Raw genomic sequence first — 19,889 nt, forward strand, 5'->3', positions numbered from 1 at the left:
ATTTACTTGCCTTTCACTGCTCCCAGCGTTTCCGCACGCACGATCATCGCGCCACATTCAGGACAGAACGTCACTTCTTCCGGCGCGAGCGTGGTGAATTCATGCACGGTTCCGACATCGAGCTCCATGAAGCAGGAACCGCAGGTGCGCCCGTTCAGGCGTGCAACAGGGATGCCGTTAGCAAGCGCTAGACGACGGTAAAGCTTGGCTGCCGAACCATCAATGAGTTTGTCAGCCTCTTCGATTCGGGTCTCAGCGATGGAAATGCGCGCAATGAGGTCAACCTCGGCGTCGTTAAGCCTTTGCTTGGCGGCGACGATGTCATCGTGCGCCTCGTCGGCGTCGTATTCGTGCTCAGCGTCGACCTGATAGGCCTCCTGCATGCGCTCGTACTGCTGGAGTTCCTGTTCAGCGCGCTCGCGGCGGCGCTCGGTGGAGCGCAGGTCGTGTTCGAGGTCACGGCGCGTGGATGCGTCTTCTGTGGCACCGAGCGACAGACGGTCTGCCTTTTCGCGAGCCTTCAGCTTGTTGATGTCCGATTCCAGCTTGGCAATATCGCGGCCAATATCGGAGGCGCTGAGCTTGGAGCGCGCTGCCTCACTGGCCTGACGGCTGTGCTTTTTGCGCAGCTCCTGCAACTCGGCACGCTCGGGCAGAACGTTCTGGCGGGCGGTGAGCCCATCCAACAGAGTTTGGTTTTCCGCCTTTTCCAACATCGCCACTTGGATTTGTGGACTAAGCCTCATGGTCTTCACTTCCTTGCCTGTGTCGACGATTCTGCCACTGTCCAGGGATCGGTGCGCACCTCAAGGACCTCGGTCGCGACCCCGAGCCTCTCGGCCAGCATGTCTGCGGCCTGGTAGCACCAGGGGAACTCGCTGGCCCAGTGGGCCGTATCCACGACGCAGAAGTCCGCGGTCCGCAGCGTCTCATCTACAGGATGATGCCGCAGGTCCGAGGTAACAAAAGCATCGACGCCCATCTTCGCCACAGTGTCCAGGAAAGAGTCGCCCGAACCAGATGCAACGGCAACCGTACGAATCATCCGCTCCGGATCGCCTGCGCCGCGCACGCCCCATGCCGTTGCAGGCAGACGCTCAGCCACACGCGCAACGAAGTCCTTAAATGGCATCGGCGTATCTAGCGTGCCCACTCGCCCAATGCCCACAGCCTGCTGCGGGTCCAGACCGGTGGCCTGATTGTCCACGATGTCGAATGCCGGTTCCTCATACGGATGCACTGCAACGAGAGCCTTAACAATCGCCGCGCGCATGGACCGTGGTGCGACCATCTCCAGGCGCACTTCCTCGACATACTCGACCTGCCCCTCGGCGCCGATGAAGGGATTTGCCCCGCTCAGCGGGCGGAACTGGCCGCGGCCGTTAATGCGAAACGCACAGCTGTCGTAGTCGCCGATAGTGCCCGCGCCCGCCTCAAACATGGCTTGCGCGACCTTATCGACGTGATCTGCCGGAACCTTCACCGTCCAGGTATCCAAGCCGGGAGCCGGCTGCGGAGCTAGCGGCGCACCCGGTTCGACTCCGAGCATCGTGGCCAACTGGTCATTGACACCCGGTCGTGCGCTGTCAGCGTTAGTGTGCGCTGCAAAGAGAGCTACACCTGCCCGAATCAGCTTATGAATAATCCGACCCTTCGGTGTATCCGCCGCCACGGAATTCACACCGCGCAGAAGCAGCGGATGGTGCACAACGAGCATCTGAGCACCGGAGGCAATCGCGCGATCTGCGACCTCGTCAGTGCAGTCCAGCGCCAACGCGATGCGACGCACCTCATCCTGCGGGTCACCGCAAATCAGGCCAACTTTATCCCAGCTCTCCGCCAGTGCCGGCGGGTAGGCCGCGTCCATCGCCGTACGCACGTCGGCAACGGTCACCACCGAGTTATTGCCCTCGGCACGGGTCTGCGCAGAGTCCGTCATACATCCATCCCTTCAACATGCATTTCTCTCCAGCTTCTCTTCCAGCGTAGTGAACTCCGCCCCACCGCATCAGTTCTGCGACAGCAAATCCGCTACTTCCGCAACAAGCCGCCGCACACTCGCGTCATCCCGCACGGCCAGCCGCCACCACGAACCGTCCAGGCCGGCAAAGGTGTCGCAACGCCGCACGGCTACTCCGCGCGCAGCGAGCCGCTGTCTCAGACGCTCATGCTTGACGACGTCAACCTCCGCAGCACCCCGCCCATCGTGAGAACTCCGGTCACCTCCCGGACGCGCCAGGACAAAGGGAGCCTCGGAATCCAACACTTGCCAGCCGGCGGCCACTAGCAGCTGGGTCATAGACTCGCGCTGCTGACGAATCTCGGCACGAATTTCTGATAGCAGCTCTTCCTCACGACGCGCGATTTCCGCCATAGCGGTAAGTTGCAACGTGCCCAGCGGCCAGTGCGGACGCCGTCGCGCCAGCTGTGCCAGGAGCTCCGGGTGACCGAGTGCGTAACCGCAGCGCAGACCTGCGATTGCCCAGGTCTTAGTCATACTGCGGAAAACGATGACATTATCGGGGATTCTGTTCGCTTCCCCCGGCCTGCAATCGGCTAGCGAGCACCGCCGAATAATCTCGCCATCGGCGACGTCCATAAACGCCTCATCCACGACCAGGATTCCACAACGGCTGGCGAGCCCCCGCAGGTCATTCGCTGAATGAGCAACGCCGGTGGGGTTGGTCGGATTGCCGATGATGACCATCCGGCCTTCAAGCTGCTGGGAATGCGGGAAGGATGCGTTCTCGTGGACGTCGGCAAGCGTAGGCATGAGCGTGTACGGCGACGGCAGTACCAGCGAATCCACCTCGACTCCTGCGGCGAGGAAGGCGGCTTCGGGTTCGGTGAACTGCGGCTGGACGATTGTGGCGGGCAAGCCCAAGTGAGGCAAGAGCGAGAAGCCCTCGGCGACGCCGTGGAGAAGCAGTACCTCGTCGGCGCTGCGATTGTGGTTGGCGGCGATGGCGGCGCGGACGTCGGCATCGAGCTGCGCCGACGGATACGCGGCAAGTTCTCCGAGGGACGTGGCCAGCGAGTGCTGTAGCCACTGCGGTGTGGTGCCGTGGACATTGACGGCAAAGTCCAGGTCAGCGCCATGGGCGGCCTGGTCGCCATGATAGCGCAGCGGGTCGTCTAACATGCCATCCAGCCTAATGACCTTTTAGGATGAACAATATGTCCACTGGCCATCGCCCCACTGTCCTTATTGATGTCGACGGCACCATCGCCGATTCTCTCCCCGCAATCGCACATGGATTTCGCCTTGCATTGGAGGAAATTGACCGCCCACTTCCGCCTGAGAGCTTTATCAACACGATTCCCGGGCCGCCAATGGTGGAAACACTCGCATCTCTCGGGCTTTCCGACGAACAGGTCGACCGAGCCTTCGCTGTGTATATGGAGCATCAACACGCCGGTGCTTGGCAGCGTGCCGAGATGTTCCCCGGCTGGCCGGAGCTCCTGCGCGATTGGCGGGCAGCAGGCGTACAGCTAGCCACTGCGACTTCCAAGGGCGAGTACTTCGCCTGCAAGACCCTGGACAATTTCGGACTTCTCGACGCCTTTGACTTCATCGGCGCCGCCAGCGACGACGGCTCACGGCAGACAAAGACTGAGGTCATTGAGTACACGCTCAAGGAGTTGGGCATTGAACCCGATGAAGCAGTGCGCCCGCGTGGTTCGGTCGTAATGGTCGGCGATCGCATCCATGATTTTGAGGGCGCAGCACAGTTCGGCATCCCCGCCATCGCTGTTAAATGGGGCTACGGCTCAGAATCTGAGTGGGCATCGGCAGCGGCGGTGGCGTCGTCGCCTGGGGACCTGAATCGTGTTGTGCGGGAAATGCTGTATCTTTAAGACTCGTCAACGATTAGTGACAATCCTATTTTTATTTTCCGAGAAGTTTGGTTTTGCCTATTATGCTTATGAACTCGTCGCATCGTACTGAGTCCGTGTACGTCGTGTTTGTCTGCTCCGGAAATATCTGCCGCTCCCCCATGGCTGAAATCATCGTCCGTGACGCAGTTGAAGCCAATGCGCTTGCCGACGATGTCCTGCTCGCCTCCTGCGGAATCGGCGGCTGGCATGTCGGCGAACCCGCCGACGAGCGGGCGCAAGCCGAGCTGGAAAATGCCGGCTACGACCCAAATCACACCGCCGCACAGCTAGGCGATGAGCACATGGATGCAACGCTTTTCATCGCCATGGATGAATCGCACATCAATGGTCTACTCCGCGCTGGCGTGCCAAAAGAAAAGATTCGCCTGCTGCGTTCCTTCGACCCGGCGTCCCCGAAGGGTGCCGTCGTGGCCGATCCCTACTACGGTGGCCCGGAGGGGTTCGTCCGCACTCGAAACGAAATTGAGGCCGCGACGCCGGGCATCATCGCATGGTTGCGTGAGACTCTGGCGCTGGCCTCTGAACGTTAAGGTTTCAAAACAACCTTTTCTTTTGTTTTATTGGCATTGCCTCGGTTTCGGAACGCCCAAATCTTATTCAAGATGAAGTTAGCGGGCGTGCCCAAGATGACACCGATGAGGTTTGCCCAGTAGAGGCGGTTCCTAAAACCGGTGGAGTCGTCGAAAATGTCCGTTGGCAGTGCCAGCGGCGAGGTGGGGTTAGTCAGCAGCGTAATGACAACCAGGTTCACAATCAGTGCTGAGATACCTGCAAATAAAAACGGGAAGAACTGTCTAAACCAGTTCGGGCGATTGTCAGTTCGGAAAGTCCAGGACCGGTTGAGCTGGAAGTTCCAAATATTAGCCACGACAAACGCCAGAGTTGCATAGACGTGGGAGTAACGGATATTCCACCGTGTTCCGAACAGGTTCAAAAACACGTCGTGTTCATTGGTGCCCAGACTGAGACCCAACTTGCGGGCAATGATCACGACAATCAGGTTGACAACCACACCTGTGCCGCCGACCAGACCGAACTTGATGAACTGGCGCGAGACTGTGCTGAAGCGACGTGAAGGCGAAGATTTCGCTGTTTGCGTGCCCACCACGACACCTCTCTTTCCATCTATCCCGGGTAGATTCCCCGTCAAATACGCTCAAACAACTTTACCCGAAGTTCACTCAATCTCCGCGCAGGTGAATCCTTGTGAAAGCGAGATTTCCCTCACGGCAATCAGCCTTTTCCTCCCCCTCATCACCTCATCAGCACTGTGCTCATTTGGTATGCACTTTTAAAACAGGTGCCACTGCCCACCCGCCACAACAGTGCCATCCGCTCTAGTGCCATCCGCTCTGGTGCCAGCCACAGCACCGGGTAAGCTCAATGAATGTGTTTAAGAATGTGCGCCAGTTTCTGACCCCTGGATGGGTTCTCACTGCGATTGTCGCCATTGCGTTTTCCTATCTCGCATTTACTGTTCTGGCTCCGTGGCAGTTGGGTAAGAACACCGCGACGCAGCATCGCAATCAGCAGCTTGAGCACTCATTCGAGCTCAACCCCGTAGATGTCAACGAGCTAATGCCCAAGGGCAAAGGCTTCGTCGAGGGCAACGAATGGCGTCGCGTTACCGCCACCGGGTCCTTCCTGCCGGATACCCGCGTACTATTGCGTAACCGCCCAGTAAATGGCGCACCCGCTGTCCAGGTACTCGATGTCTTCGTCGCTAACAATGGCGAAAATTACCTGGTCAACCGTGGCTTTGTGCGTCCTACAGACTCCAGCACCCCCAATGTTGAGCCAGCCCCGAAGGGCACCTTGACTATCTCGGCCTTTATCCGCCGAAACGAGGTTCCCGCCGAGACCGCCCCAATCCCCGGCACCCCGCCGCAGGTCTACGGAATCAATACCAAGGAAGTGTCCGAGCTCGTCGGCACCGAACTCAACCCCGATTGGCTTCAGCTCTCGGACAAATCCGATGCCGTCATCGAGGCCATTCCGCTGCCCACCCTGGAGTCCGGCCCCTACCTCTCCTACGGCATCCAGTGGATCTTCTTCGGCGCTCTCGTGCCGCTGGCCGTCGTCTGGTTCATTCGCGCCGAGATTGTCGAACGCAAACGCGACCGCGCGGAGCAGGAGGAGATGGCCAAGAATCTCCGCGATGCCGAAGCCGCAGAACCAGTCAATCACGCTGATGACACCGAGGACGCGGCACCCGAATCGGACGATGCCACCACTTCCACCCCTCCGCCGGCTAAGCCCGAAGAGGATCGCGCCGCTGAGCTGCACCGTCAGCGCATGGCGCAGCGCTACGGCAACACTGGCCACCGCGCCGCGGGTTATCGCGATAACCGATACGACGAGCGTTTCTAACTCTCAGTTCACGCTTTCACTCGTCGAACACATCCGGCAATTACTGCTGCTCCGGCGCAGCTTAGCGCAACGATGTTTTGTACTCGCTTGCTCAGCCCTGCGGCACGCCGCACATCGGCCACCGCAGGCCTCCGACCACTGCCAAGCACCGGGCGCATCTCCACTCCGCTGGGATACACCGTCGCGCCGCCCAGCTGCAGCCCCAGCGCGCCTGCAGCGCTTGCCTCCACGATGCCTGCGTTTGGGCTTGGGTGGTTGCCGGCGTCTCGTCGCCACGCTGCCAATGCTTGACGACGGTCCGGACCTGCAACCACAGTTGCGACAGCTGTAAGTCTCGCGGGGAAGAACCCGACGACGTCGTCAAGCCGTGCACTGGCCCACCCGAACTGCCGATAGCGAGCGTTGCGGTACCCCACCATCGCGTCGAGGGTATTAGCCGCTCGATGAGCGACCACACCAGGAGCGCCTGCAATGGCACCCCACATGAGAGTGCCGGTGACTGCGTCGGAGGTATTTTCAGCGAGCGATTCGACGGTCGCTCGGGCGATGCCATCAGCGTCGAGAGCTTCCGGATCACGCGAACACAACCACGGCACAAGTTCGCGGGCGGCATCGATGTCGCCGGAAGTGAGTCGGTCAGTCATGCGCTCGCCAGTACGGCGGAGAGTGGTGCCGCCGAGCGAAGCCCACGTGGCGGCAGCCAGCGTGAGACTCGGTGCGACTGTGCTGGCTGCGGCGGCAAGCGCTACCGGCGTGGTCACTGCGATTGCGGTGAACGCCACACCGCGCGCTTTGGAGTCGGCGTAGATTCGGCACTCAAGTTTGCTGACGGCCTGCCCGTAGAGGGCCACCGGATGGTGATTGGTGGGATCTGCGAAAATGCGGTCAAGTGCATACCCCACTGCGATGGCCGCTCCACGCCGCCAGAGGTGTCGACTTCTGGCATGTGTACACAATCTAATCAAATTGCCCCTGCAGAACGGCTGCGACATCGAGCGGAGTGACATGCGCTGCCGGATGGCGGTGCTGCGATGCGGCCATCAAGGTGTAATCACAAGTGTGCCGGATACCGAGCAAGTGCCCAAACTCGTGGGCAAGAGTGCTGCGAATTGCATCGGGATAGAGAGTGGAAGTAACGAAAACCGTCATCTCCTTACTAATTTCCGATGCAGAAGCCAAGACGCGCGAGTCCGGCCTTGGCACATAGCGAACGTTCACAGTATCCGAATCAGCCTTGTCCTTGGTCACTTCCCGAAGCACAACCTTGCCACCGAGCTTTTCATTCCACTCTTGAGTAGCAGCATCTAGCTGTGCGCGGTACGGAAAATCTGGGGCAACAACGTAATCCAAAGTGCCATCGGCAATATAGGAAGGCATCTGATCCGAGAGATGGAGAATCGACGGATTATCCACCGGCTCGCCCGCATTTGCAGCCTTGACCATTGCTTTACAGGTGGCCGAATCGATTATCGGTTTACCATCCCCGCCGATTGCGTAGGCGGGAGCGCCCGCGAGCAGAGATCCGACAAAAACAATGGTGGCAAGCGATTTTGTAAAACGCACAGACCGGAAGTTTAGCACAAACAAAATCCGCCCGGATTCTCCGTTACAAGAATCCGGGCGGATTATATCTGTGCGGCGAGAGGGTTTCGAACCCCCGACCGCTGGTGTGTAAAACCAGAGCTCTACCGCTGAGCTATCGCCGCGCTGCTGCGAAACTCTAACACACGGAAAACATAGATTGCCAATTGCGCACTACAAACAGCGTTTATGTCGATTGTTTCAACAGCTCAGCTAGTAGCCGATTCAAACGGGACAGCTAGAGCCGGTTAGCTAGAGCGCTGCACCAGGCAATTGCCCTGCCAATCCCCCAGCCGAAGCGCCGAGGTGTTGGAGAAACCTGCCAGCTGTGCGGACTCGTCAATCACGCCAGGATCAATGGCACCCGGCTGACCAGCGCCCGGCGTGAGTAGCCAAACGCGACCTTCATCCTCCAAAGGGCGGGAAGCATCCACAAGACCATCGACCAAGTCGCCGTCTTCTTCACGCCACCACAGCAATACGACGTCGACAACTTCATCCGTGTCTTCGTCGAGCAGGTCTGCATCCAGGAAATTCTCGACCGACTCACTGATTGCTGAGTCACAGTCTGTATCCCAGCCAACCTCCTGGACTAGCTGACCTTCCTTGATGCCGAGCCTGCTCGCATATTCATGAGCAGCGCCTGTGGCGTTGACCACTTCCCTTTTCCTCCTCTAGAAAAAATATTCAGCTCGATTTTTCGAACTATGTGGAGAAATTTTACCGCTCAAATACATTTTTCACAGCTGCAAAATAAGAATTTCCCCAAAAAGGTGCAGTTTTCGCGGTGTTCTTCGCAATGTTCGTCGTAAAGCCAAGCGGATTATTCGGTGAAAGCGTGTGTAAGAAACGGCTAGGGGCACAACAAACGATTCAGAAGTAGAGTGGAGAACAATAACCTTTGCCTTTCCTTCAGGGACTGAAAGGAGCTCACAATGTCCGATACATCGTCAGGTACGCCACAAGCCCACTCTGATGAGTCAAATTTTGCCCTTATCCGTGATGGGGTCGCCTCCTATCTCACGGATGCAGATCCTGAAGAGACCAAGGAGTGGCTTGAGTCTCTCGACGGCCTGTTGGAAGAGGCAGGTCCGGAACGCGCACGCTTCCTCATGCTGCGACTGCTGGAACGTGCCACGGCAAAGCGCGTGGCCCTACCGCCGCTGACCTCGACAGACCTCGTCAACACCATCCCGACTGAGATGGAGCCAGAATTCCCAGGCGATGAGGACATTGAGCGCCGCTACCGCAAGTGGATCCGCTGGAATGCGGCAATTATGGTCCATCGCGCACAGCGTCCAGGTATCGGCGTGGGCGGACATATCTCCACCTATGCGGGTGCCGCACCGCTTTACGAGGTCGGCTTTAACCACTTCTTCCGCGGCAAGGACCACCCAGGCGGCGGTGACCACGTCTTCTTCCAGGGCCACGCTTCGCCGGGCATGTACGCCCGTGCATTCCTAGAGGGGCGCCTGACCGAAGAGGACCTCGACGGTTTCCGACAGGAGGTCTCCCTCGGTGAGGGCAATGGCCTTCCCTCCTACCCGCACCCGCATGGCATGCCGGAGTTCTGGGAGTTCCCGACGGTGTCTATGGGGCTGGGACCAATTAACGCTATCTACCAGGCCCGTTTTAACCGCTATCTCCATGACCGCGGCATCAAGGACACCTCACAGCAGCACGTTTGGGCCTTCCTCGGTGACGGCGAAATGGACGAGCCGGAATCCCGTGGTGCCATTCAGCATGCGGCGCTGAACAACCTGGATAACCTGACATTCGTCATTAACTGCAACCTGCAACGTCTCGACGGTCCGGTGCGCGGTAACACCAGCATCATCCAAGAGTTGGAGTCGTTCTTCCGCGGCGCTGGTTGGAATGTCATCAAGGTCGTTTGGGGCCGTGAATGGGACGAGCTCTTCGCCAAGGACAAGGACGGCGCACTAGTCGACCTGATGAATAAGTTCTGCGATGGCGATTACCAGACGCTGAAGGCTAACGACGGCGCTTGGGTGCGAGAGCACTTCTTCGGCCGTGACCCGCGCACTGCCAAGCTGGTCGAGGACATGACCGACGAGGAGATTTGGAACCTCCGTCGCGGTGGCCACGACTACCGCAAGATTTACGCTGCCTACAAGAAGGCCTTGGAGACCAAGGATCAGCCGACTGTCATCCTGGCGCACACGGTTAAGGGCTATGGCCTTGGCCACAACTTCGAGGGCCGCAACGCGACCCACCAGATGAAGAAGCTAGCACTCGACGACCTGAAGCTTTTCCGCGATAACCAGCGCATTCCAATCTCCGACGAGGAGCTGGAGAAGGATCCCTACCTGCCGCCGTACTACAACCCGGGCCCGGAGTCCGAGGAAGTGCAGTACATGCTGGAGCGACGCAAGGAGCTCGGCGGTTTCGTGCCAGAGCGCCGCACTAGCTACGAGCCTCTGACAGTGCCAAAGCCTGAGAGCCTGAAGAACCTGCTCAAGGGATCAGGTAAGCAGAAGGTTGCCACCACTATGGCGACGGTGCGTGTTTTCAGGGACCTGATGCGCGATAAGGACCTCAAGGATCGTTTTGTGCCCATCATCCCTGATGAGGCCCGTACTTTCGGCATGGACTCCTGGTTCCCGACGCTGAAGATCTACAACCCGCACGGCCAGAATTACACTCCGGTCGACCATGAGCTGATGCTGTCCTACAAGGAAGCGAAGGACGGCCAGATTCTGCACGAGGGCATTTCCGAGGCGGGCTCTGTGGGGTCGTTTACCGCTGTCGGCTCGGCGTACGCCACCCATGGCGTTGCCATGATTCCGCTCTACATCTTCTATTCGATGTTCGGTTTCCAGCGTACGGCTGACTCCATTTGGGCCGCTGGTGACCAAATGACCCGTGGCTTCCTGCTCGGCGCTACAGCTGGTCGCACGACGCTGACCGGTGAAGGCCTGCAGCACATGGACGGTCACTCCCAACTGCTGGCGGCTACGAACCCGTCTGTGGTCTCCTACGACCCGGCGTTCGCCTACGAGATTGCCTACATCGTCTGCGACGGTATCGACCGCATGTACGGGCCAGAGCGCGGCGAAGATGTCATCTACTACCTGACTATCTACAATGAGCCGACTTCGCAGCCGGCTGTCCCGGAAGACCTCGATGTCGAGGGGCTACTTGGCGGTATCTACCGCTTCCGCAAGGCTGAGGGCGACAAGCATGTCAACCTGCTGGCTTCCGGCATTGGCATGCAGGAGGCGCTGCGCGCCGCGGACATCCTGGAAGACTACGGCGTGGCTTCCTCGATTTACTCGGTGACATCGTGGAATGAGCTGGCCCGCGATGGGCACGAGCGTGACACTGAGCGTCTACACAACCCGGCTGAAGAGGTCGACGACGCCTTCGTTACCCGCCAGCTGTCCGACACCGATGGGCCGTTCATCGCAGTGACCGACTTCCAACGTGCGGTCCCGGAGCAGATTCGCAAGTGGGTTCCGGGTGACTACACCGTCCTCGGCACCGACGGCTACGGCTTCTCGGATACCCGTCCGGCCGCTCGCCGCTACTTCAACTCCGACGGCGAGTCAGTCGCTGTTGCGGCCCTGTCCGCACTGGCACGCGCTGGCAAGCTCGACATGAATGTCGCCCAGGAAGCAGCTGAAGAGCTGCAGATTACCGATCCAACCGCAACCACTCAGGACGCTGAATAATGACCTCAAGCCTTGGAGATCAGCTCAGCGCCCTACTGGGCACACAGGTCACCGGTGACGCTGACGATGCCTCTCCTAATGCAGCGAACGGGGGCTCGAAGAAGAGTTCCGCCGACGCTGACCTGCCCGCAGGTCTTCACGGCGAGGTCGTGGCAATCGTCAAAAAGATGGCTAACGACGAGGTGGAGTCCTTAGAGCTCTCCACCCCGCTGACCGACTACGGTTTTGACCGCCTAAGCGTCGTAGAGTTGGCCGTCCGTTGCGAAGAAGAGCTGGGAGCCCGCGTTGAGGACGAGGACATTTCCTCGTTTAAGACCCTCGGCGATGTAGTTGACTACATCGCCGCCCGGCGCGGGTAGAGCTGCAGCACGTTAGCTGCCTCTACCCCACCAAGGTCTGCGTTGCCAGCGGTCGAGTTGCCGCTGGCACTGTCGGTCCCGGCAGGGGTGGACGTCGTAAAGCAGTCTTCGGGGGCGTAGCCTGCCGTCATCATGCGCATCGGCTCTAACACGCGGTCCCACGGCCCACCGATGGCCGCGTCGAGGGCACCTTTGATGTCGCCGCCGCGCGCCATGATGGAACGCAGCGCGTCTTCGTTGATCACGATGTTTCCGGCGGCATCGGTCTGTCCGGAGAAAGTCCCCAGCTGCGGGGTATGGCAGTAGCGCATACCGTCAATGGCGTAGCCGTCATCATCCACGGCTGGGTCTTGCGCCAGCTCGAAATAGAGGCGCGGCCACCTAGCCAGGTTGTCCACCAGTGTGGCGATGGTGTCAGCACTTGCAGTGAAAGGCACCTCAGCGCACAAAGTGGAATCCTGGTCGGTCGCACGCCAAATATCCCGGCCTGGCTTAGTGCCATCGGGCATGCTGAGTCGGGCCAGCGCCCACGTGATGTGTGGTTGCAGCGGCCCTGGCATGCTGTGAATCCACAGGACGCCTGAAAGTTGGGTGCGCATAGACGAAGGTCCTCGGAAAGGTTGCGGTCAATTGGTGTAAGACGAGATTCGTCTTCCCCTACGAACTCATCCAACGACACTTGCCACACTGCAGAAAAAGCACTGCGGTAAAACAACACTTCTGAGGTTTGCGTTGCACGTGTTTATGATTGTTATTTCCAAGACGGCTGCTGGCAACCCTCAAGTTGTCCTTAATCCCCCAGATGTGATTTAACGCTGAGACGAAAAATCGGCGCCGCAAGCGACGCCGGCTTACTCCACATCCCCCTTAATCCTCAGCGTGTTCTTCCAGCTCACTCCAGAGTTCGTCGTTGAAGTCGGCCCATAGAGGCTTTGCCCACTCGCCGAAATCTCGGTCGGTCAGCGCGATTGCCGCCCGTCCGGTTGGACGATGCAGCCACAGGAGTGTGCCCGCTTGCCCAAAATGGCCTGCGACATCCTTGGGCATCGAGGCACCAAACCACAGCCCCTGCTTGGAATCGGGGTGCCCGAAGATCTCAAAGCCCAGGCCCCAATCGGCCGGACGTTGCATACCATAGCCAGGCACAACACCATTCAGCCCCGGGAACTGCACCGTCAACGCCTCAGTCACGGTATCGGGATGCAGAAGAGTCGGGGCGAGAATCTCATCGACGAAGGCCATGAGATTAGCGACGCTGCTGCGCGCGCCATGCCCTGCCGAGCCATCCAGCACGGAATCCGCCATCCCTAGCGGCTCAAACACAGCCTGGCGCAGGTATTCACTAAACGGCATGTCTGCCTCCGCGGCGATTACATCGGCGATGATGTCAAAACCCGCGGAGGAGTAAATACGCCGCTCCCCTGGCTCTTTTTCCAGCTCACGGCTGGCAAACCCCACCCCGCCGGCGTGCGCCAGTAGGTGACGCACAGTCGCACCACGACCGGGTGGCGTGAGCTCTTGATTGAGCTCCAGCGCACCCTCTTCGACGGCCACAAGCATTCCCACGGCCGCCAACAGCTTGGTCACACTGGCCAGTTCAAAAACTCGGCCGCTATCACCGTGGGTGTGCCAACTGCCATCGTCGGCACGCGCGGCAGCCGCGACCGCATCGACTGGCCACTGGTCAACTTGCGCTAGAACAGACGGCTTCCAAGAAGTCATGTCCTCAAGACTACGCAAGCGCGGCAGACGTGGACTTCTCAGCAGGCGCGTCCGCAGACTCGTCGTCCGACTCGTCAGCTGTTTCGTCGGCTGGCGACAGGTCGGCGTTGGCGCTTGCGTCCCACTCGTCCTGGCCCCAAATTCCTGCACGCTTTGCGACGACCAATGGGACCACGGCCTGGCCGGTGACGTTCACCGCGGTGCGTCCCATATCCACAATCGGCTCAACAGCCAGCAGGAGGCCGACGCCGGCAAGTGGCAAGCCGAGAGTCGACAGAGTCAGGGTCAGCATGACGGTAGCGCCGGTGGTGCCAGCAGTTGCAGCCGAACCGATAACGGAGACGAAGATGATGAGCAGGTAGTCCGTGAAGTCCAGCGGTACCCCGTAGAACTGCGACACGAAGATAGCTGCGATAGCCGGGTAAATGGCAGCGCAACCATCCATCTTCGTGGTAGCACCCAGCGGCACTGCGAAAGAGGCGTACTCATCCGGCACTGCCAGACGACGCGAGACAACGCGCTCAGTGACCGGCATGACGCCCATCGACGAACGAGTAAAGAAGCCGAGCGAGGTCACTGGCCAGACGCGACGGAAGAAGTCGATTGGGCTAATGCCATGAATCTTCAGCACAACTGGGTACACAACTGCGATAACCAGGAACAGGCCAATGTAGATGGCAATGGCGAACTTGCCCAGGCTGCCAAGTGCTTCCCAACCGTACTCAGCGACAGCATGACCGATCAGAGCCGCAGTACCGATTGGTGCCAGACGGATAACCCACCACAGCACCTTCTGCACGATGGTCAAAAGAGAGCCGGAGAACTCGATGAACGGTTCAGCCTTCGGGCCGACCTTTACTGCGGCAATACCGAAGACAATCGCGATGACCAGCAGCTGCAGGACGTTGAAGTTCAGCGAGCCGGATACAGCACCGTCAGATTCGCTGATCTTCACACCAAGGCCGAGGAAGTTCTGCGGGACAATGCTCTGCAGGAATCCCCACCACGAGCCCACAGAATCCGGTTCCTGTGCAGCCGAGGCATCGACGCCGGAGTTAACGCCCGGCTTGATAAGCAAGCCCAGGCCAATGGCAATAACCACCGATACAAAGGATGTGATGGCGAACCAAATAAGCGTCGAAACAGCCAGCTTGGCTGCGCCTGCGACCTGGCGCAGGTTGGCAATCGACACCACGACTGCGGTGACCACCAGCGGCGGAATGAGCAGCTTCAACAGCGTGACGTAGGTACTGCCGACCTCGTCCAGCGCTGTGCGCAGCGAGGAGTCATCGCCAGTACTGCGGGCCATGAAGCCCAAAATGAGACCAATAATCAGGCCATAGACAACTTGGGCACCGAAGCCGGTCGCCCATTTGAATTTATTCACTTTTCCTCCTGGATTTTTATCTGTCTGAAAACACTTATGGCGCGCTTTAGGTCATCTGACATATGCGCGTGATGGGGTATCCGAGGGCCGCTGGGCTCAGCCTCGAAGAGGTAGGCGCAACGGGGGCGGAAACCTGAAGTGTTTAGCGACAGGAGGAAGTGGAAATTCGGCCGTAATCGAGCCAACGCCGCTTTGTGAGCATTTTCATGTTGGTCATTTCTATCTTGCAAGTCCGGTTAAGAGACAAACGATAAGACTGCCACGATTGATGTTGTGACACCAATTCCCAACGCAGGCTCACAGCCAAATATTCCGAATCTTTAATTCGTTTTCTCAGCCTGCTTGCGCAGCTGCAGTACCTTTAGCGAGCAGAGGAAACCGATAGTTAGCGCACCGACGGCGGAATACAGCGCAAACTGTGTGGCATGTGCAAACGCATTTGTCAGCGGGATCAATACAGCGTCGGAAGCGCCCTGCGCCCGCAGACCAATCAGGGTAGAGCCGGCGGAATCCTTCAGCCCCTGCCCCATCTGCTCCAGTCCCGGCGACAACTTCGCAATCTCGCGATCCAGCCCAATCGTCAACGCCATACCACCGAGTGCCGCACCGAGAGCAGAACCAATCTGCCGGATTGTCGACTGCGTCGCCGACGCCTGTCCCGACAGACGCACCGGAATATCGCCGAGCACCAGCGAGGTCAGTTGCGCCGACGCCAGGCCAAGGCCCAGACCGTAGATAATCAGCGCAAACACAACTAGCCACAACGGCAGGCCAACACGCTCTTCCGCCGCCAACTGCAGCGAACCAAAGACCTCGAGCCCCAGCCCCACAATCACGACACCGGCCGGGGTAATCCGGGCCGCTAGATGACGCGCCGTGGCACCTGCGAAAAACGCGCCGAGAGCCATCGCTGCCAGGACCAGGCCAGTTGCGATCGTCGACAAGCCAATCGCCGACACCAAGTAAAGCGGCAGCACGAAGACCAGCGCGAACTCACCCACCGCGACGAGCATCGCCGTGGTATTACCCCAGCTGAACGTGGCGTAAGAGAACATCGACACATCCAACAGCGCAGGATCCGCGTTCTTTCGACGACGATTCTCCCACAGCACGAAGGCGACGAGCACCACCGCACCAACCAAGAGCGTGACGACGGGCGCGGAGGGAAAAGCAAACCCAATCTTGGCACCCTGAATGATGCCGAAGACGACGGCACCAAAGCCGATTCCAGATAGCAGCAGGCCGAGAACGTCGAAACCACCAGCGCCATTGGTCTCGCCCGCGGTGTTCGGCACCCAGCGCAGCGCAAGGAGGAAAAGCACCACAGCGATGGGCACATTGACCCAGAAGATGGCTTCCCAACCAGCGAATTGAGTAAGGACGCCACCCAAGAGCGGGCCGACTGCTGCGGCACCGGACATGACCGCACCCCAGATGCCGAATGCGGTGGCGCGATCTTTGTCACGGAACAGTGCGTTAACGCTGGACAGTGTCGACGGCAGAATGCACGCGCCACCAATGCCCTGGATAACGCGGGCTACGACCAACGGGGCCAAGGATGTGGAAAGCGCGGCCACAACGGAGCCGCCCGTGAAGATGACCAGACCGACGAGAAAAAGGGTTCGACGGCCAAAGCGGTCACCAGCACGGCCAGAGGTTAGCAGCAGCGCGGCGAAGACGACGGAGTAGATAGTGGTAATCCACTGCGCACCGACGATGTCGAGGCCCAGCTCCGAAATGATAGTCGGCAGTGAGACACCAACAATGGTGCCGTCGAGGACAATCATGCCTAGGCCAACCGCAAGCACGAGCAGGCCCCACCAGCGCTGTGGCGAGGCCGAGAACTCAGCAATCTGATCCTCGTTGGCGATTGCCGTGACGGCGGTGCCCTCCGCTTTCTCTGTAGCACCGGGTTGTGCGTCGGCTGAGACGTCGGCGCTGCTCAAGGAAGGTTTCGTACTCATAGGATTAATGCTAGAAGTGTCCAAGCACTGATTCATCAACCGAAAGTCGTAATTTTCCGGAGCTTTGGTTCGTTGAGCACGGGAGACGCTTTGCTTCATCGAGCTCAGAGATGAGGGCATCGAGAACGCGGGACAACTTCTTTGAATCCGCGCAATGGCAGCAGAACCTGCTGGCTATAGGGCTTTTATCACCACGCAGTGGCAGATTGCTATGATGCTATGAGGTCTCGGGCGCTAATTAATAGCGCTTAATTGCCGCTTCGCAGTGCCCGAGCCTTGCCCCTATAGCTCAGTCGGTTAGAGCAGAGGACTCATAATCCTTTTGTCGCAGGTTCGAGCCCTGCTGGGGGCACTAAATGCCCTGGTGAGAGAACTTCCGCGGTTCGACTACCGGGGCTGTTCCCTTTTTGTTCCCTATTTCTCGTCGCCTGTTTTCTTGTCGCACTCTAGTCTCGGAACTGTCCCCGCCCGCTCACGCCCACTTACCCGACATCCGGTTGTAACAGCTGGCACACAGGGAGATGTACTTCGGCGCTTCGAGTGCCTCAATTTCCACGGTCTCGCCGTCGAGAATAATGCTGCCGTCCGGGTTTAACCGCGCCGTAAAGATGGCCTTCTGCCCACAGGTGCAAATTGTCTTAATTTCCTCAATGGTGTGGGCGACTTCAAGCAATCGCTGGGAGCCCGGGAAGGCATGCGTGCGAAAGTCGGTACGCAGGCCATAGCAGAGCACCGGAGTACCGCGAAGGGTAATGCCCAGCAACTGGTCAACCTGGTCAGGGGTGAGAAACTGTGCTTCATCGATGATTAGGCAATCGTGGCCGTCGGCAAGCGAGGAAAGGTCATCGCCGTCGTGGATGAGGTGCGCGCGTTCCGCAATTCCGATGCGGGAGTGCACGTCGCCGTCAGCCAAAGTATCCACGGCCGGTTTGGCGATCAACGGTCGCATATCGCGCTCGCGGTAGTTGTGGGCGACGCGAAGGACCTCGATGGATTTTCCGCTGTTCATGGTCCCGTAGCGGAAGTACAGTTTTGCCATAGCCATCGATTGTAGGGCATCGATTCGCGGGCTCTGACAGGCGTGAAACCGGGCGGCCAACGCGGATTTCAATTCGCGACTATCCTATATTTTTATGCAGCCGAATCCTGACCTGAATGAGAATCCAACCGTCGTTGTATGCGGATCGATCCACCTAGATACCCTGGTCCAGGTCGATAGCGTCCCCGCCGAAGGTGGCACGCTCATCGTTGATGACGGCACTAATTCGCTAGGCGGTAAGGGCGCTAACCAGGCCGTTGCCATTGCTTACGACGGTGTCCGTGCTGTCATGGCCGGTACGGTTGGTGAGGATCGCGCTGCGGACGTCGTGGTCGAGGAACTCAACGCACACGGCGTAGATGTCCACTCCATTAAGACTTCCTGGGATTTGCCGACCGGCAGCGCTTTCGTTGCAACGAACCGCAAGGGCCGCCCGGTCATTTTTGTCCAGCGCGGTGCCGACGCACTGACGGACCCCACCGATTTCGTCGATGAGTTCGCATCAGCGGATGTCGTGCTCGCACAGGGCGAGCTCCTCCCGGAAGCAACTGAGGCCATCGCGTCCGTCGCATCCATGTACAGCGCGCGACTGGTACTGAACCTCAATCCGGTCGTAACCGTTACACCTGCGCTGATTGACCATGCAGATCCGCTGATTGTCAATATGAAGGGCGCCTGGGAAACAATCCGTCGCCTGGACATCGCCGAGGGTATCCGCGCTACCGACTACCGCGCACAGCTCGAGGCACTACTGCAGTACTGCCCCAGCGTCATCATGCTCCGCGGCGACCACGGCTGTCTCTTCGCACAGCACTCCGACGGTATCGATGACGAGCCGACAATCTACGAGCACCCCGCGCTCAAGCTGCCAGAGGAGAAGATTGTCGACGGCACTGGCTCCGGCGATGCGTTCGTCGGCACGCTCACCGCGGAACTGGCTAAGGGTACCTCGCTTTACGACGCCATCCCTCTGGCCACCGCCGCGGGTGCAGCAGCCGTACAGGCGGTCGGCGCATGCTCCGCGTTTGTCCGCCGCGAGAAGCTGCTAGAGATGGTCGAGGCGGAGGACTTTCCCCAGATTAAGGAGTACGAGGGCTAAGGGCCGTCAGCAGCCTGGTGTGCGAGCTGGCACCGATTAAGTCAGTGCCAGTGGAGCCAGTGGGAAAACCTACCCAGCATTGTCTGGCAGAACGGGCTCAAGCGCCAGCATCACTAAATACCAACTCAGCGAGTACCCGATGAGGAAGACATAGGTAGCGATCGCGTAGATCTTCGCCGGAAAAAAGAAAATGGCCGCGGGCACGATGAGAAGCGCCAAAACTGCGAGCGCAGTCCGCGGCAGGTTTTTGACGGTCATGCTGGTGGCCGTTGCCAGGGTTCGGCGTAGCGACGATTGACCGTCGGAAAGCGAGCACAGCGAGTAGACCCACGCGGTAATTCCCAGCAGTATTAGCGCCCCGGAGGTAACTCCTGCGGCGAAGATTAGGCCGACAGTGCCGAGGTCCGCGCGCGAGATAACGTAGAACTCATAGCCGATGGCACCGGCGAGAACCAAGGTGAACAGCCACCACAAGGTTGGTGTGCGCCAATTGTCCAACAGGGCGCGTAAGTAACGCCGTACGGGCCTCGAGCCCTCGTCACGGACCATATCGCGAGCGACCACTACTCCAGCGCGAGTTGCTGCGCCTGCAGTGACTATCGGGATGGATGCGACGATCATCAGCAGGTTGATGATTACAAGGTCTGCTAACAGCGACCAGGCTGCGTAGAACTTTGTATCGGTGCTGAAAAATCTATCCACGAGTTCATATCCTAATAAAGGCTGATTAACAGACGAAAGCCTCAACCTACGCGGTTGAGGCTTTCGCTTTCGTA

Annotated in this window: 19 protein-coding genes and 2 tRNA genes; 7 read left to right on the forward strand and 14 right to left on the reverse strand. The window is 59.1% G+C overall.

The features are described 5' to 3' along the window. Positions 1 to 2: 2 nt before the first annotated feature. The 3 genes from HMPREF2614_RS00235 to cobC all read right to left on the reverse strand — a co-directional run bounded on the left by HMPREF2614_RS00235 (position 3) and on the right by cobC (position 3,142). Complete coding sequence (locus tag HMPREF2614_RS00235; RefSeq protein WP_038625957.1) at positions 3 to 746, reverse strand: zinc ribbon domain-containing protein; 744 nt, start codon at positions 744 to 746, stop codon at positions 3 to 5. Between the two features lie 5 nt (positions 747 to 751). Then, entirely contained in the window at positions 752 to 1,939 is a 1,188-nt protein-coding gene (locus HMPREF2614_RS00240; RefSeq protein ID WP_038625959.1) for a Nif3-like dinuclear metal center hexameric protein, read from the reverse strand. A 69-nt stretch (positions 1,940 to 2,008) separates the two neighbouring features. Next, the gene (gene cobC / locus HMPREF2614_RS00245; RefSeq protein ID WP_070559720.1) at positions 2,009 to 3,142 is read right to left on the reverse strand and encodes an aminotransferase class I/II-fold pyridoxal phosphate-dependent enzyme; all 1,134 of its coding nucleotides are present in this window, start codon (positions 3,140 to 3,142) and stop codon (positions 2,009 to 2,011) included. A gap of 35 nt (positions 3,143 to 3,177) precedes the next feature. Between cobC and HMPREF2614_RS00250 the strand changes: the two genes are divergently transcribed. Further along, positions 3,178 to 3,858: an HAD hydrolase-like protein gene (locus tag HMPREF2614_RS00250; protein WP_038625963.1), complete on the forward strand. Its 681-nt coding sequence runs from the start codon at positions 3,178 to 3,180 to the stop codon at positions 3,856 to 3,858. A 68-nt stretch (positions 3,859 to 3,926) separates the two neighbouring features. Further along, positions 3,927 to 4,430: a low molecular weight protein-tyrosine-phosphatase gene (locus HMPREF2614_RS00255; protein WP_370547223.1), complete on the forward strand. Its 504-nt coding sequence runs from the start codon at positions 3,927 to 3,929 to the stop codon at positions 4,428 to 4,430. Here HMPREF2614_RS00255 and HMPREF2614_RS00260 read toward each other — a convergent pair. Continuing rightward, positions 4,427 to 5,008 carry a GtrA family protein gene (locus tag HMPREF2614_RS00260; RefSeq protein ID WP_038625967.1) on the reverse strand — a complete coding sequence of 194 codons (582 nt, stop codon included), beginning with the start codon at positions 5,006 to 5,008 and terminating at the stop codon, positions 4,427 to 4,429. The two genes, HMPREF2614_RS00255 and HMPREF2614_RS00260, sit on opposite strands and share 4 nt — an antisense overlap. 275 nt (positions 5,009 to 5,283) lie before the next feature. Here HMPREF2614_RS00260 and HMPREF2614_RS00265 point away from each other — a divergent pair, with 275 nt between their 5' ends. Then, the gene (locus HMPREF2614_RS00265) at positions 5,284 to 6,270 is read left to right on the forward strand and encodes an SURF1 family cytochrome oxidase biogenesis protein (RefSeq protein WP_049181612.1); all 987 of its coding nucleotides are present in this window, start codon (positions 5,284 to 5,286) and stop codon (positions 6,268 to 6,270) included. 8 nt (positions 6,271 to 6,278) lie between these two features. On the opposite strand, the gene HMPREF2614_RS00270 is transcribed toward HMPREF2614_RS00265, so the two are convergent. The 4 genes from HMPREF2614_RS00270 to HMPREF2614_RS00285 form a co-directional block, all read right to left on the reverse strand. Next, complete coding sequence (locus HMPREF2614_RS00270; RefSeq protein ID WP_370547261.1) at positions 6,279 to 7,262, reverse strand: cobalamin biosynthesis protein; 984 nt, start codon at positions 7,260 to 7,262, stop codon at positions 6,279 to 6,281. Further along, a complete protein-coding gene (locus HMPREF2614_RS00275) occupies positions 7,228 to 7,833 on the reverse strand; it encodes a zinc metalloprotease (RefSeq protein WP_038625973.1) in 606 nt (201 codons plus the stop codon). Before HMPREF2614_RS00275 ends, HMPREF2614_RS00270 begins: the two co-directional genes overlap by 35 nt. 71 nt (positions 7,834 to 7,904) lie before the next feature. Continuing rightward, positions 7,905 to 7,976 (reverse strand) — tRNA-Val (locus HMPREF2614_RS00280). Between the two features lie 123 nt (positions 7,977 to 8,099). Next, on the reverse strand, positions 8,100 to 8,510 hold the full coding sequence (locus HMPREF2614_RS00285) for a DUF3052 domain-containing protein (protein WP_005511050.1): 411 nt from the start codon (positions 8,508 to 8,510) through the stop codon (positions 8,100 to 8,102). Between the two features lie 276 nt (positions 8,511 to 8,786). Here HMPREF2614_RS00285 and aceE point away from each other — a divergent pair, with 276 nt between their 5' ends. Together aceE and HMPREF2614_RS10765 are read left to right on the forward strand one after the other, a co-directional pair. Further along, positions 8,787 to 11,543, forward strand: coding sequence for a pyruvate dehydrogenase (acetyl-transferring), homodimeric type (aceE, locus tag HMPREF2614_RS00290; protein ID WP_038625976.1), 2,757 nt, complete (start codon positions 8,787 to 8,789; stop codon positions 11,541 to 11,543). Continuing rightward, complete coding sequence (locus tag HMPREF2614_RS10765) at positions 11,543 to 11,902, forward strand: acyl carrier protein (protein ID WP_083300176.1); 360 nt, start codon at positions 11,543 to 11,545, stop codon at positions 11,900 to 11,902. Before aceE ends, HMPREF2614_RS10765 begins: the two co-directional genes overlap by 1 nt. On the opposite strand, the gene HMPREF2614_RS00300 is transcribed toward HMPREF2614_RS10765, so the two are convergent. The 4 genes from HMPREF2614_RS00300 to HMPREF2614_RS00315 all read right to left on the reverse strand — a co-directional run bounded on the left by HMPREF2614_RS00300 (position 11,878) and on the right by HMPREF2614_RS00315 (position 16,975). Then, complete coding sequence (locus HMPREF2614_RS00300; protein ID WP_049181618.1) at positions 11,878 to 12,501, reverse strand: DUF3145 family protein; 624 nt, start codon at positions 12,499 to 12,501, stop codon at positions 11,878 to 11,880. The genes HMPREF2614_RS10765 and HMPREF2614_RS00300 overlap by 25 nt on opposite strands. A gap of 268 nt (positions 12,502 to 12,769) precedes the next feature. Next, a complete protein-coding gene (locus HMPREF2614_RS00305) occupies positions 12,770 to 13,624 on the reverse strand; it encodes a serine hydrolase domain-containing protein (RefSeq protein ID WP_038625980.1) in 855 nt (284 codons plus the stop codon). Between the two features lie 10 nt (positions 13,625 to 13,634). Continuing rightward, positions 13,635 to 15,011 (reverse strand): dicarboxylate/amino acid:cation symporter, encoded by a 1,377-nt coding sequence (locus tag HMPREF2614_RS00310; protein WP_049181620.1) that lies wholly within the window; start codon positions 15,009 to 15,011, stop codon positions 13,635 to 13,637. 320 nt (positions 15,012 to 15,331) lie between these two features. Next, complete coding sequence (locus HMPREF2614_RS00315) at positions 15,332 to 16,975, reverse strand: DHA2 family efflux MFS transporter permease subunit (protein WP_141745453.1); 1,644 nt, start codon at positions 16,973 to 16,975, stop codon at positions 15,332 to 15,334. A gap of 278 nt (positions 16,976 to 17,253) precedes the next feature. Here HMPREF2614_RS00315 and HMPREF2614_RS00320 point away from each other — a divergent pair. Beyond that, positions 17,254 to 17,327, forward strand: a tRNA-Ile gene (locus tag HMPREF2614_RS00320). Positions 17,328 to 17,447: 120 nt separating this feature from the next. Here the strand turns inward: HMPREF2614_RS00320 and HMPREF2614_RS00325 are convergent. Continuing rightward, a complete protein-coding gene (locus HMPREF2614_RS00325) occupies positions 17,448 to 18,014 on the reverse strand; it encodes a thymidine kinase (RefSeq protein ID WP_038625984.1) in 567 nt (188 codons plus the stop codon). A 94-nt stretch (positions 18,015 to 18,108) separates the two neighbouring features. Here HMPREF2614_RS00325 and HMPREF2614_RS00330 point away from each other — a divergent pair, with 94 nt between their 5' ends. Next, positions 18,109 to 19,113, forward strand: coding sequence for a PfkB family carbohydrate kinase (locus HMPREF2614_RS00330; protein WP_038625986.1), 1,005 nt, complete (start codon positions 18,109 to 18,111; stop codon positions 19,111 to 19,113). A gap of 69 nt (positions 19,114 to 19,182) precedes the next feature. Here the strand turns inward: HMPREF2614_RS00330 and HMPREF2614_RS00335 are convergent, their stop codons facing one another. Next, on the reverse strand, positions 19,183 to 19,815 hold the full coding sequence (locus HMPREF2614_RS00335) for a MusI family membrane protein (RefSeq protein ID WP_038625988.1): 633 nt from the start codon (positions 19,813 to 19,815) through the stop codon (positions 19,183 to 19,185). Positions 19,816 to 19,889 lie beyond the last annotated feature (74 nt).

Source organism: Corynebacterium sp. HMSC074C11 (assembly GCF_001809455.1).
GTDB lineage: Bacteria > Actinomycetota > Actinomycetes > Mycobacteriales > Mycobacteriaceae > Corynebacterium > Corynebacterium amycolatum.

Bases quoted from the DNA above. Each gene is read 5' to 3' on its own strand.
- HMPREF2614_RS00315 (WP_141745453.1), bottom strand. From the start codon at position 16,975: ATGAGTACGAAACCTTCCTTGAGCAGCGCCGACGTCTCAGCCGACGCA.
- HMPREF2614_RS00255 (WP_370547223.1), top strand. From the start codon at position 3,927: ATGAACTCGTCGCATCGTACTGAGTCCGTGTACGTCGTGTTTGTCTGC.
- HMPREF2614_RS00300 (WP_049181618.1), bottom strand. From the start codon at position 12,501: ATGCGCACCCAACTTTCAGGCGTCCTGTGGATTCACAGCATGCCAGGG.
- HMPREF2614_RS10765 (WP_083300176.1), top strand. From the start codon at position 11,543: ATGACCTCAAGCCTTGGAGATCAGCTCAGCGCCCTACTGGGCACACAG.
- HMPREF2614_RS00305 (WP_038625980.1), bottom strand. From the start codon at position 13,624: ATGACTTCTTGGAAGCCGTCTGTTCTAGCGCAAGTTGACCAGTGGCCA.
- HMPREF2614_RS00265 (WP_049181612.1), top strand. From the start codon at position 5,284: ATGAATGTGTTTAAGAATGTGCGCCAGTTTCTGACCCCTGGATGGGTT.
- HMPREF2614_RS00325 (WP_038625984.1), bottom strand. From the start codon at position 18,014: ATGGCAAAACTGTACTTCCGCTACGGGACCATGAACAGCGGAAAATCC.
- HMPREF2614_RS00240 (WP_038625959.1), bottom strand. From the start codon at position 1,939: ATGACGGACTCTGCGCAGACCCGTGCCGAGGGCAATAACTCGGTGGTG.
- cobC (WP_070559720.1), bottom strand. From the start codon at position 3,142: ATGTTAGACGACCCGCTGCGCTATCATGGCGACCAGGCCGCCCATGGC.
- HMPREF2614_RS00270 (WP_370547261.1), bottom strand. From the start codon at position 7,262: ATGTCGCAGCCGTTCTGCAGGGGCAATTTGATTAGATTGTGTACACAT.
- HMPREF2614_RS00235 (WP_038625957.1), bottom strand. From the start codon at position 746: ATGAGGCTTAGTCCACAAATCCAAGTGGCGATGTTGGAAAAGGCGGAA.
- HMPREF2614_RS00330 (WP_038625986.1), top strand. From the start codon at position 18,109: ATGCAGCCGAATCCTGACCTGAATGAGAATCCAACCGTCGTTGTATGC.
- aceE (WP_038625976.1), top strand. From the start codon at position 8,787: ATGTCCGATACATCGTCAGGTACGCCACAAGCCCACTCTGATGAGTCA.
- HMPREF2614_RS00250 (WP_038625963.1), top strand. From the start codon at position 3,178: ATGTCCACTGGCCATCGCCCCACTGTCCTTATTGATGTCGACGGCACC.